Raw genomic sequence first — 13,233 nt, 5'->3', positions numbered from 1 at the left:
TCACTTTCATGGAGAATGGAGGGAGCAGAATATGGAACAGGAAAAATACACTCAGAGAGTTTTAAATACCTTACAGTCCGCACAACAGAATGCGGCACTTCGTTATCATCAGGAAATCACCTCATTGCATGTGCTTATGGCACTGGCTCAGGAGCCTGAGGGACTTCTTGGAACTATTTTCCAGGAGGCCGGAGTGGATAACAGAATGCTGCAGACAAGTGTTGAGGAACATTTAAAGAAGATTCCTAGTGTCAAGGGACAGGACCGCCTGACTATGAGCATTGAACTGGGACGGGTTATGGCAAAGGCCGAACAGCTGGCTGGCAAGATGGGAGATTCCTATATCAGCACTGAACATTTGCTGTTGGCCATCTGCGAGGATGGTGGGGATGAGGCACAGGAGATTTGCAAGAGCTTCGGACTTACCAGCGGCAAGGTGAAGGATTCCATCAAGAAAAACAGAAAGCAGAATGTTAACTCCAGCAACCCGGAGGAAAGCTATCAGGCACTGGAAAAATATGGCCGTGATCTGACCCAGGTGGCCCGTCAGGGGAAGCTGGATCCTGTAATTGGCCGTGATGAGGAAATCCGTAGAACAATTGAGATTTTGTCCCGTCGTACCAAGAACAATCCTGTGCTTATCGGTGAGCCAGGTGTTGGTAAAACTGCCATTGTGGAGGGCCTGGCCCGTCGTATTGTGGCTGGGGATGTGCCTGAATCATTAAAGAGCAAGACCCTTTACTCACTGGATATGGGTGCCCTTATTGCCGGAGCCAAGTATCGTGGTGAGTTTGAGGAGCGCTTAAAGGCTGTGCTTAATGAGGTAGTAAAATCTGACGGCCAGATACTTCTCTTTATTGATGAGGTTCATACCGTTGTCGGGGCAGGTGCTTCCGAGGGCTCTATGGATGCAGGAAATCTCCTGAAGCCAATGATGGCCCGTGGTGAGCTTAGATGTATTGGTGCCACAACATTAAATGAATACCGCAAATACATTGAAAAGGATACTGCCCTGGAGCGTCGTTTCCAGCCGGTTATGGTTGGTGAGCCAAGTGTTGAGGATACTATTTCCATTCTCCGTGGCTTGAAGGAGCGCTATGAGGTTCATCACGGAGTAAGAATTCGTGATGCGGCTCTGGTTTCAGCGGCAGTTCTTTCAGACAGATATATATCTGATCGTTTCCTGCCAGATAAGGCCATTGATTTGGTGGATGAGGCTGCGGCCAAGCTCCGTACAGAAATTGAGTCTATGCCGGCTCCTCTTGATGAGGTTCGTCGTAAGATTTTACAGCTGGAAATTGAAGAACAGGCCCTGCAGAAGGAAACAGATGAGGCTGGTAAGGAAAAGCTGGCAGCTATTCAAAAGGAAAAGGCCCAGCTTCAGCAGGAGCAGGAGGCCTTACAGGAGGAATGGGATTCTGAGCACCAGGCCATTCTCCGTATCCGTGGTATAAAGAAGGAAATGGATGCAGTCCGCAGTCAAATGGAAGCAGCAGAGCGTGACTATGATCTTAACCGCCTCTCTGAGCTTAAATACGGCAAACTGCCGGAGCTGGAAAAACAGCTTAAGGAGCAGGAGGAGGAAATGGCTGCCAAGGCCGGCGATGAACAGCTTCTGAAGGAAGAGGTCGGCGAGGAAGATATTGCCAAGGTTGTCAGCCGTTGGACTGGTATTCCTGTTACCAAGATGATGACAGGCGAACGGGAAAAGCTGCTGCATTTGGAGGATAATCTTCATCAGCGGGTTATCGGTCAGGACGAGGCTGTAACGGTGGTAAGTGAGGCTATACTCCGTGCACGTGCTGGTATCAAGGCACCGGACAGACCAATTGGTTCCTTTATATTCCTTGGTCCTACTGGTGTGGGTAAGACTGAGCTGGCTAAGACACTGGCAGAGTCCCTCTTTGATTCTGAGCGCAGCATGATTCGTATTGATATGAGTGAGTACATGGAGAAGCATTCTGTGGCCCGTCTTATCGGTGCGCCTCCTGGTTATGTGGGCTACGAGGAAGGTGGACAGCTTACAGAAGCAGTTCGCCGTCAGCCGTACAGCGTAATTTTGCTGGATGAAATTGAGAAGGCCCATCGTGATGTGTTCAATGTATTGCTGCAGATATTGGACGATGGCCGTCTTACTGATGGCAAGGGACGTGTGGTAAACTTCAAGAATACCGTAATAATTATGACCTCAAATTTGGGCTCCCATGAGATTCTTAATAAGGATTACGAGGAGGCTGAGGCAGCTGTAAAGGAAATTTTGAAGGATTATTTCCGTCCTGAGTTCCTGAATCGTGTAGATGATATTGTGGTATTCAAGGCTTTGGCAAAGGCACAGGTAAGGGAGATTGCCGATTTGATGCTGAAGAACCTCAACGAGCGTGTAAGCAGACAGGTTAAGATTACCCTCAGCTGGGATGATGAGGTATTGCATTACCTTTCCAATGAGGGCTATGAACCAAACTTCGGTGCCCGACCTCTCCGCCGTCTGTTGACCCGTGTAGTGGAAACGGAGCTTTCCAAGGCCATTATCAGAGGAGATGTGGCTGAGGGGGACAATGTAGCTATGACCATGCAGGAGGGCGAGATTGCCTTTAATAAGGCTTAAAAGAATCATTGTATTTGTGCTTCAGTGTACGCCGCCCAAATGGGCGGCTTTTTCTTTTGCTGTGTTAGAAAGGAGTTGCAATAAGTATTTAATGTGATTAAATACTATAGTATAATAAAATAATTAGTTTAATTAAAAATTGTAGAGGATATATAGCCGAGTGGGTGAAAAAATGGTTATTGAGAAAATTAAATCTGTTTGAGTGTATTACTTGGTGAAAATCAATTTAGAGGAAAACTGAGTTCTATGTAGAATTAGTCTTAGCAAATAATCATTGTATGGGGAGGAACTTTAATGGTTCAAAATGACCTGAAATTTTTTACAAATGAGCCGGAGCGTGATTTATATAGCCGGTTTTGCAATATTTTGAAGGGACATACCCAATTTTTTGATATATTGGTGGGCTACTTCCGTACCAGCGGTTTCTTCAAGCTGTACCCAGCCATGCAGGAATTGACAAAGGTTCGTATCTTGGTGGGGCTGAACGTAGATGCCAGGACTGTCCAAATCATAGAGCAGTCGAAGCAAGGCAATTTATTTGGAGGCGTGACCATCAAGGAGGCAACTGAGAAGTTTTCAAAGGCCGTAGTTGATGAGTTTGCGGATGCAGATCCTTCCATGTCTGTGGAGCAGGGTGTGCGTACCTTTATAGAATGGTTGAAATCTGGGAAAATCGAGATGCGTATGTACCCTGACGCGCCTATTCATGCCAAGGTCTATATATTGCGTAAAGACCCTGAGCACGTTCCGGACCAGTTCGGCAGTGTCATTACTGGTTCAAGTAACTTCTCTATGGCAGGATTGCAGAATAACCTTGAATTCAATGTAGAGCTAAAAGATAGCTATGATGTAAAGTTTGCCTTGGATAAGTTTGAAGAACTGTGGAAGCAGGGCGTTGACATTACCGAGGCTTATATATCAACCGTAGATGACAAGACATGGATGCGGGGAGATATTACGCCTTATGAGATTTATCTCAAGACCATCTATGAATACTTCAAAGAGGAAATCAATACTGATAAAGAAGAACTGGCAGAAAATATTCTGCCGGATGGCTTTATGCGACTGCAATATCAGTTGGATGCTGTTATACAAGCAAAGCGGATATTAGAAGCCCATGACGGCGTATTCATATCAGACGTAGTAGGTCTAGGCAAGACATACATCTGCTCAATGTTGGCCAAAATCCTAAAAAAGGGACGTAAACTGGTGATTTGCCCACCTGTGCTGGTTGATTATTGGAAAGAAGTCCTCTTAGAGTTTGATGTGGCCGCTGACGTTGTCTCTCTAGGAAAACTGGAGTCTGTTTTAGATAGGGCTGATAGGTATAAATATGTATTTGTGGATGAGGCTCATAGGTTCCGCAATTCAGGGACAGATGCTTTCGGCAGACTTCATGCCATTTGCTACGGCAAGAGAGTGGTGTTGATTTCAGCTACGCCAATCAACAACTACACCAGCGACATAGAAAACCAGATATATCTTTTCCAGCCCAAGCATAATTCCAATATTGTTGGTGTGAAGAATCTGGAAGAATTCTTCCTGCAACTTCGCAAAAGCCAGAACGAGGCTAAAAAGCAGGGAGGAGCTGCCTACCTTGCCCAGATAAGCGCAAACTCAGAAATTATCCGTGATAAACTGCTCCGCCATATCATGATCCGCAGGACACGTAGCGAGGTAGCTAAATATTATGCTAAGGACATGGAAAGGCAAGGATTAAAATTCCCTCGTCTGGATGCACCTGAAAAAATCATCTATGAATTTGATGAACTGACAGATGGCGTTTTTACGGAAACCATTAATGCCATCAAGGATTTCAATTATGCGCGTTATAAGCCGCTCACCTACCTAAAGCCAGTGGCTGCGGAGCCGTATACCCAAATGATGGTAGCCCAGCAAAACATGGGTGGTTTCATGAAGGGGATATTGGTAAAACGTTTAGAGAGCAGTTTTTATGCGTTCAGACTGACATTAGGTAGGTTCGTAACATCTTACGAAAAATTTATTGATATGTTTGATAAAGGCGAAGTCTATATCAGCAAAAAGGTTGATGTCTATGACCTCATGGATAACGGTGATGATGAACTGCTGCTTAGTTACATCGAGACGGAAGATGTAATGCACTTCAAAACCAGTGACTTCCGCTCTGATTTCATCATAGATTTGAAGCGAGACTTGCAGAAGCTCTGCTATTTGCAAGACCTGTGGAAATCTGTCAAGACAGACCCAAAACTCATCGAGTTTGAAAAAGACTTGAAAAACGTGCCTGTTTTGGACAGAGCTAAGAAGATTGTCTTTACGGAGTCCAAGGAGACTGCACAGTATCTTACGGAAAATCTGGACAAGATTTATGGTGAGCGTATCATTTCGTACTCAGGGGATAGCAGTGCTGCTCTGAAAAAGGAGATAGAGTACAGTTTTAACCCGAAGTATATAAATAAGGGCCGGGATAAGTACGATATCCTTATTACCACTGATGTGCTGGCCGAAGGTATCAACCTCCATAGGTCTAATGTCATTATCAACTATGATCTGCCGTGGAACCCTACACGAATCATGCAGCGTGTAGGACGTATCAACCGTGTCGGTACGGCTTTTGACAAAATATATGTATTCAATTTTTTCCCTACCTCCCAAGCCAGCAAACAGCTTCCGCTGACAGATCGTATTTTGGAGAAGCTTCAGGCTTTCCATGATACCTTGGGTGAAGATTACAAGTTTCTGTCCGAAGAAGAAAATCCAAGTCCGCAAAAGCTGTTCAAGGATTTGTCCCAGACGTTGGAGGAAGAAGAGGGAGCCAGTCCTGAACTGGAATATCTGGCTAAAATCCGTGAGGTACGGGACAATAATCTGACCTTGTTCAACAAAATAAAAAGTTTGCCAAAGAAATCCAAGACGGGCAGAATGAGCGACAATATTCAGCAAGAAGCAACCCTTACCTTTATCCGTAAAGGGGCATTAAAGAGCTTTTGCTTGTCAGAGGACCATGATACTCATGAAATAAGCTTTATGGATGCTATGGGATATCTGGAATGTGAGCCGAATGAGAAAAAAATTCCCGTGGGCAGTATCTACTATGATCAGTATCAAGCTAATAGCAAGTATTTCGATGACTCACTTATGGTGGAAGATGTTATCACCACCAAAAGAGCAGCTATCAGAGGTAACGACGCTACTATTGTCAAGGCATTAAAGGGGGCATTAGCTTCGGGAGAGCTCACTGATGACCAAGAGACGATAGCCGGGCGTATTATGCAAGCTATCGAAAATGGTGATATACCAAAGAATACCACTAAGGAAATAGTCAAACAAATGAAAGCAGCCAGCAATATAGTAGCAGCCTTCGCTATCATACGGGATAATATTGATGATACTTATCTGTATGAGCGGAAGAATGTTGTGCGCCCCGAGGGGGATAAAGAGGTTATTCTCTCATGCTACATGAAGGAACAGGAGTAAATCATGATAGAAAACAACAAGAAAAAAGAGTTATTCTTGCAAACGCTGACACGAGCCTATAATCATCAAGAATATGTGCGTTTTTTGCAGGAATTATTAAACGATGTACAAATGGTGGCTCCAACACGGTTCAACAAGGAGTTCAGTAACTTATCCGGGATAATTGCCGGACATTACCATATTGGCAATTACAAGGGGGCTGACGGGAAGAAAATGGCTCTTTTTGCCGTACAACTGCAAAATAAAGGAAATGTAGAGAATGCCCGTAGCTCTCAGAGGTCATTTATAAAGACACTACTGGATAATTCCGGCTGTGATGGTGCGCTGGCAGCCTTTTTTACCATGGAAAAAGATGCTAGCGGTCAAGAACGCCCCAGCGATAAGTGGAGACTATCCTTTATCCGCATGGAATATGGCTTTGCTGATGGGAAACTGAGCACGAAGCTTACTCCTGCCAAGCGTTACTCTTACCTTGTAGGTGAGGGAGAGCCCTGTCACACGGCTCAGGAGCGGCTCTATGGTATGTTTGTGCAGGATGAGGTTAACCCTGGCCTTGCCGAATTGGAAGAAGCCTTCAGCGTTGAGACTGTTACTAAACAGTTTTTCAACGACTACAAGGAGAAGTATCTGGCCGTCAAAGAGTATTTGGAAACTACCCCTGACTTTATGGCAGAGGCGAAGCGTTGTGGCTTCACTAGCGAGCAGTTTACCAAAAAACTTATGGGGCAGATTGTCTTTTTGTACTTTGTACAGAAAAAGGGTTGGCTGGGAGTATCGGTTTTTCCCGTACGCCTAACGGAAAAAGCGTATAAGAGTGCTCTGTTCCGCAATGCTAAAGCTCACAACATAGTGGAAAATGTATATTCTCAGCCTAATGGGGATGGTATTTCCTTTATCAATCTTGAGGCTTTATTTGCCCTGTCCGATGAGGATGCCAAATTCCTGTCTACGTTGGTCAAAGGAAAGTCATGGGGCGAGGGGCCGAAGAATTTTATGCGTGCCCTGTACGAATCTTGTGTGAAGCAAGGTCGGAATTACTTTGATGATTATTTGGAGCCACTGTTTTATGAGGCTCTGAATGTTGACCGTGGGGAAAGTGGCTTCTATGCCCGTTTCCATTGCCGTGTGCCTTTCCTGAATGGTGGCCTGTTTGAGCAGCTGGATAACTATGATTGGGTAAACTCTGACTTTCACATTCCCAACGACATGTTCTCTAATAGGGACACGAAAGGCGAGGATGAAGCAGATGGTATTCTTGATATATTTGACCGCTACAACTTCACCATGGCTGAAGATGAACCCATGGAGCGTGAAGTGGCTATTGACCCGGAAATGTTGGGAAAGGTATTCGAGAATCTGCTTGATGTGAAGGATAGAAAATCTAAAGGTGCTTTCTATACGCCGCGTGAGATAGTGCATTATATGTGCCAGGAAAGTTTGATTAACTATCTGACCACCACTACCGGCATCGAAGAAGCAGACATCAGAAAATTTATTCTCTACGGCGAATACTTCCGTGACAACGATTGTCTAAAAACAAAAGAAGTTATAAAGAACGGCAAGAAAAGCCATACGGTGGACAAGGCTCGTGAGTTGGAAATGCCAGAGAGCATCTTTAGCTTCAAGCAAGGGGTAAACCGCCTAAAAGAACTGGATGAACTGCTGGCAAATGTCAAGATAGCTGACCCAGCGGTAGGATCCGGGGCGTTCCTGTTGGGGCTCTTAAATGAAATTGTCAAGGCGCGACAGACCCTCACCGCCTATATGACCATAGAAATGAACAGTTTTGAGAGGTTTAATTTCTACGCCTATGGCCGTAAAGCTTATGATCTCAAGGTGAATACTATCAAAAATTGTCTATTTGCCTGTGACTTGGAGCCTAGTGCCACGGATATCACCAAACTACGGTTGTGGCTGTCTATCGTTATTGATGATGAACTGGTAAAGCAGGATGATTCCGAAGGTTTGTATGATGCTCATACAGAGCCGAGACCCCTGCCAAATTTGGACTGCAATATTATTTGCGGTAATAGTCTCATGGATGAGTTTGAAGGAATAAAGCTAATTACTGAAAGTAGTATCTTGAATAATCAAGCAGCAACAGGTATGGATAGCTTCTATCAGGCTGGTTTTGACAATATGTTACAGGAGCTTATCAAGTTGCAGGATGAGCTATATTTTACCAAGCAACATGAAACCAAACAGGAAATAAAAAAGAAAATCCACGATATCTATGACAGAATTATTCTGCACCAGTTGGAATGTAATCCAACAGCAGTAGAGAAATATAAGGAAGTCAAAGATTTAGCACAGCAGCCATTTATTTTGTGGCAGTTATATTTCCCTAATGTCTTTAAGGAAAAACAAGGTTTTGATATTGTAATTGGTAATCCCCCGTATATAGGTGAAGAAGGCCACAAATATTTATTTCAGGAAATAGCCAACACTAACTTTGGAAGTCAATATTATATTGGTAAAATGGACTTCTGGTATTTCTTCGTATCTAAAGGTATAAATATATTACATAATCAGGGGTCGTTGTCTTTTATTGCACCTAATAACTGGATGTCCACTGCTGGCGGTAAGAAAATGAGAGCACATATAGCTCAAGAAATGAAAATAAAACAATTAGTTACATTTAACAATGTAATGATTTTTGAGAGTGCAAGTCAACAAACTATGGTTTTTCTTTTAGAAAAAGAAAAACCTGTATCGGAATATAGTTTAGATTATAAAGAAATTGGCAATCAACAATTAGATGCCAAAGATTTACAAAAATTCCTAGATGGCGATGATATTGGAAAACATTATGTGTCAGTCTATGACCCAGAAAAACAGGCTAATGGAGAAAGTATACAATTTCTAAACACACAAATAGATGCTGTTATAAAAAAAATTAAAGGTGGGGATAGATTTTATCTTGAAAAGAATGAAATATTAAATGGAATTCACCCTCATCATGCATCAGTAACAAAGAAAATGTTAGCAATTCTACCAGATAGCGTAAATGTAGGTGATGGCATATTTGTATTAAGTAACGATGAGGTTAATAGATTAAATTTACCGAACAATGAACATACTTTATTAAGACCGTATTATGATACTAAAAATATTAGAAGATATTATTTTGATACTGAAAATAAGTATCAAATAATTTATACTACATCTGATTTCAAAGATGCATCCATGATGGATGATTACCCTATACTAAAAAAACATCTGGATTTTTATGCAAAAGTTATAACATCAGATAATAAGCCATATGGATTACACCGTGCTAGACAATCTGAATTCTTTGATAACCCTTCAATAGCCTCATTAAGGAAATGTTCAACACCAACATTTGCCTATCTTAATAAACAGGCATATCTAACAGCAGAATGGTATTTAATTAAGACAAAAAGACTTAATATGGTTTACTTAACATGTCTTTTTAATTCTTCCTTAGTTAAATTCTGGTTACTAAAGATGGGAAAAATGCAGGGAAATATTTTTCAAATAGATAAGGAACCATTGCTTAATATTCCTATTGTTTCCCCTTCTTCATCTGGCGAATCAAAAATAATAGAATTACACAATAAGCTAACTAGCATGATGTTAGCGAACAACAACAGTATTATCGTAGACATAGAAAAAAGAATTGATGAGATAATTTATAAGGAATATGAATTAAGCGATAATGATATTGCAGTCATCAAAGATGAGTTGATGGCCTGGGGAAACTAGAAAGGTGATAACAAAATGTCAATTGTTAAATTTGAAATCAAGCACCATATAGGTGTTCTCTCCGAAAGTGCTAAAGGTTGGCGTAAGGAACTTAATCTCATTTCATGGAATGGCCGTGACCCTAAGTATGATATCCGGGACTGGGCACCAGAACATGAAAAGATGGGCAAAGGAACTACTCTTTCCAGTGATGAAGTTGAAAGTCTTTATGCCTTGCTAAAAAACATAATGGAGACTCATGATTGATATGTTGATGAATCAAACAGATTATCTTGCTACGATACAGGAAATCAAATCTGAAATCAAAAAAGCACAGTATAGGGCAACAGTAAAGGTCAACAGTGAATTGCTACTGCTGTACTATCACATAGGACAGGCCATTAACAGGCATAAGGTATGGGGGAACAAGTTCATCGAGAATCTGTCCCGTGATCTGCGAATGGAATATCCTGATGCCAAGGGATATTCCGTGCGTAACCTCAAATATATGGCCAAATTCGCTGCACTTTTTCCAGAAAAAGAAATTGTGCAAGAGGTGCTTGCACAATTATCATGGTACCATGTTGTTACCCTCATGGATAAGGTAAAGGAACGACCTGTTTTGCTTTGGTATGCAAAGCAGAATGTTGAAAATGGCTGGTCCCGTAATGTATTGGTTCACCAGATAGAGAGTAATCTGTACGCCAGACAGGCCACTGCCGATAAAATCAGCAACTTTGAAAACAGGCTCCCGGCACCACAGAGCGAATTGGCTACCCAGATGATGAAAGACCCCTATATCTTTGATTTTATTCCCTTCAAAGCGGATATGCTTGAACGAGATATAGAAAACGCTATGGTGGCCGAGGTAACCAAGCTGCTATTGGAGTTGGGGGCTGGCTTTGCCTTTCTGGGCAATCAGTATCATCTGAATGTGGGTGGCGAGGATTTCTACTTGGATTTGCTCTTCTACAACCTGAAGCTGCGATGCTATGTGGTCATCGAGCTAAAGACAGGCGATTTCAAGCCGGAATATGCTGGCAAGCTGAACTTCTACCTGACAGCAGTAGACAATATCCTGAAAACAGAGCAGGATGCTCCCACCATCGGCTTGCTCTTGTGCAAGGGCAAGAACGATTTGATTGCCGAATATGCCCTGCGGGACATAAACAAGCCTATTGGCATCAGTGAATATAGGATAACAGAAGAAATACCGGAGAAATTCCGCCAGCAATTACCATCAATAGAAGATATTAAGAATCGCATAGGAAAGTAAATAGGGTGAAATGAACAAATGGGTATTTGTAGAGGACAAAAACTTTACAGATACCCATATTTTTTATAAAAATTCTTGAAAAACACTTAGAGCTGTGATATATTTAACGGGTAAGTAAATATAAGAATGTGTTGATGAGGAATACTAGCATGAGGGAGCCTTTCAGAGAGCTGTCGGGAGGTGTGAGACAGCAGGTGAGCTTTTGTGAACTGGCCTTTGAACAGCCAGCTGAATTCATCTTGCAGGTGATAGTAGGTGACGCCGGGTCTGACCGTTATATCAGGGGGATATGAAGTCATGGTGTTTGACCGTATCCGTTGAGTGCGTGCTTTGGCACGAAATTGAGTGGTACCACGAAAGACAGCCTTTCGTCTCTTTGGAGATGAAGGGCTTTTTTATTGCAAGCTGGCCTCATCCGTCACGCTTCGCGTGCCACCTTTCCCATAGGGGAAGGCAATACAACATAGGGGGAGAATATGATGAAGAATTTTACAAAATATTCCAAGGGGTATTATATGCCACCAAAGCCAGATATGAGCTGGATGTACAAGGAGCATCCGGAAAAGGCACCTAAATGGTGTTCTGTGGATCTTCGAGATGGCAATCAGGCCCTTATTATTCCTATGAGTTTGGATGAAAAGATAGAGTTCTTTAAGATGCTGGTGGAGGTAGGCTTTAAGGAAATCGAAGTTGGCTTCCCTGCTGCTTCCGAGACGGAGTACACCTTCCTGCGTAAATTGGTAGAGGATAATCTTATTCCTGATGATGTAACGGTTCAGGTGCTGACCCAGGCCCGTGAGCATATTATAAAGAAAACCTTTGAGGCTTTGGAGGGTGTAAAGAACGCCATTGTTCATGTGTACAATTCCACATCTGTGGCCCAGCGTCAGCAGGTTTTCAGAATGTCCAAGGAAGAAATCAAGCAGATTGCAGTGGATGGCGCCAAGCTGTTAAAGAAACTGACGGAAGAGGCTGGGGCAGATTATCGCTTCGAGTATTCCCCAGAGAGCTTTACTGGCACTGAGCCAGAGTACGCTTTGGAGGTTTGTAATGCGGTATTGGATGTATGGCAGCCAACTCCTGATCACAAGGCCATTATTAATATTCCCGTAACTGTGGAAATGTCCATGCCCCATGTATATGCCATGCAGGTGGCATATATTTCCCAGAACCTTAAATATCGTGATGCAGTGGAGCTTTCACTTCATCCGCACAATGACAGAGGCTGTGGTGTAGCAGATACAGAGTTGGGGCTGCTTGCTGGTGCTGACCGCGTTGAGGGGACTCTCTTTGGAAATGGCGAGCGTACTGGTAACGTGGATATTGTAACCCTTGCCATGAATATGTTTGTTTTAGGCGTTGATCCTGAGCTGGATTTTACTGATATGCCAAAGCTGGTTGATCTTTATGAAAAGGTAACCCGTATGCAGGTGCCACCTCGTCAGCCTTATGCCGGGGCTCTGGTATTTGCTGCTTTCTCCGGCTCCCATCAGGATGCTATTGCCAAGGGAATGAAGTGGCGTGATGAAAAGGATCCTGACCACTGGACTACACCATATCTTCCTATTGATCCACACGATGTGGGCCGTGAATATGATGGGGATGTTATCCGTATCAATAGCCAGTCCGGCAAGGGCGGCGTGGCCTTTATTATGGAGCAGAAATACGGCATTACCATGCCTAAGAAGATGCGTGAGGATTTTGGTTATTGCGTAAAGAGTGTATCTGACCACAAGCATAAGGAGCTTATGCCGGATGAAATCTATCAGATTTTCCATGATAATTATGTAAATGTGGAGACTCCATATAAGTTAATTGACTTCACATTGAGAAAGGATGTGGATGGCAGCCGCTGTGGCGTTGTTGATCTGGAAATCGACGGTAAGATGGTAACCTTCAATGCCCGCGGTAACGGCCGTCTGGATGCTGTGTCTAACGCTATTCAGGAGAATACCGATATTAAATACACAGACCTGACATACAGTGAGCATGCTTTGGAAATCGGTGCAAATTCCCGGGCCATGGCCTATATCGGTATCACGGGCACCGATGGTAAGATTACATGGGGTGCTGGCATGGATACAGATATTATCACGGCGTCCATTATGGCTCTCTTTAGTGCCATGAATCGTATGAAGGCTGGAAAATAAAACGAAACTATCAGGGACAAGGACAAGTATCTATCGCA

Annotated in this window: 6 protein-coding genes and 1 other annotated feature; all 6 genes read left to right on the top strand. The window is 43.1% G+C overall.

The window, feature by feature from the left end; genetic code table 11:
• Positions 1 to 31 precede the first annotated feature (31 nt).
• Positions 32 to 2,605, top strand: a complete 2,574-nt coding sequence (gene clpB, locus B6K08_RS03875) for an ATP-dependent chaperone ClpB (protein ID WP_080325424.1) — start codon at positions 32 to 34, stop codon at positions 2,603 to 2,605.
• 294 nt (positions 2,606 to 2,899) lie between these two features.
• Complete coding sequence (locus tag B6K08_RS03870; RefSeq protein WP_080325423.1) at positions 2,900 to 6,064, top strand: helicase-related protein; 3,165 nt, start codon at positions 2,900 to 2,902, stop codon at positions 6,062 to 6,064.
• Positions 6,065 to 6,067: 3 nt separating this feature from the next.
• On the top strand, positions 6,068 to 9,790 hold the full coding sequence (locus B6K08_RS03865) for an Eco57I restriction-modification methylase domain-containing protein (protein WP_080325422.1): 3,723 nt from the start codon (positions 6,068 to 6,070) through the stop codon (positions 9,788 to 9,790).
• Positions 9,791 to 9,805: 15 nt separating this feature from the next.
• Positions 9,806 to 10,036, top strand: a complete 231-nt coding sequence (locus B6K08_RS03860) for a YdbC family protein (protein ID WP_080325421.1) — start codon at positions 9,806 to 9,808, stop codon at positions 10,034 to 10,036.
• A complete protein-coding gene (locus B6K08_RS03855; RefSeq protein WP_200810380.1) occupies positions 10,029 to 11,045 on the top strand; it encodes a PDDEXK nuclease domain-containing protein in 1,017 nt (338 codons plus the stop codon). The genes B6K08_RS03860 and B6K08_RS03855 overlap by 8 nt, the downstream gene beginning before the upstream one ends.
• A 122-nt stretch (positions 11,046 to 11,167) precedes the next feature.
• Positions 11,168 to 11,424, top strand: a binding site (T-box leader).
• 100 nt (positions 11,425 to 11,524) lie between these two features.
• Complete coding sequence (locus tag B6K08_RS03850; protein WP_027397227.1) at positions 11,525 to 13,195, top strand: 2-isopropylmalate synthase; 1,671 nt, start codon at positions 11,525 to 11,527, stop codon at positions 13,193 to 13,195.
• Positions 13,196 to 13,233 lie beyond the last annotated feature (38 nt).

It is taken from the genome of Anaerovibrio lipolyticus DSM 3074, assembly GCF_900141865.1.
In the GTDB taxonomy this organism is placed as follows: domain Bacteria; phylum Bacillota; class Negativicutes; order Selenomonadales; family Selenomonadaceae; genus Anaerovibrio; species Anaerovibrio lipolyticus.
This window is presented reverse-complemented; position numbering and strand designations above follow the sequence as displayed.

Coding starts and splice junctions, on each gene's coding strand:
- B6K08_RS03870 (WP_080325423.1), top strand. CDS start 2,900: ATGGTTCAAAATGACCTGAAATTTTTTACAAATGAGCCGGAGCGTGAT.
- B6K08_RS03855 (WP_200810380.1), top strand. CDS start 10,029: ATGATTGATATGTTGATGAATCAAACAGATTATCTTGCTACGATACAG.
- clpB (WP_080325424.1), top strand. CDS start 32: ATGGAACAGGAAAAATACACTCAGAGAGTTTTAAATACCTTACAGTCC.
- B6K08_RS03860 (WP_080325421.1), top strand. CDS start 9,806: ATGTCAATTGTTAAATTTGAAATCAAGCACCATATAGGTGTTCTCTCC.
- B6K08_RS03865 (WP_080325422.1), top strand. CDS start 6,068: ATGATAGAAAACAACAAGAAAAAAGAGTTATTCTTGCAAACGCTGACA.
- B6K08_RS03850 (WP_027397227.1), top strand. CDS start 11,525: ATGAAGAATTTTACAAAATATTCCAAGGGGTATTATATGCCACCAAAG.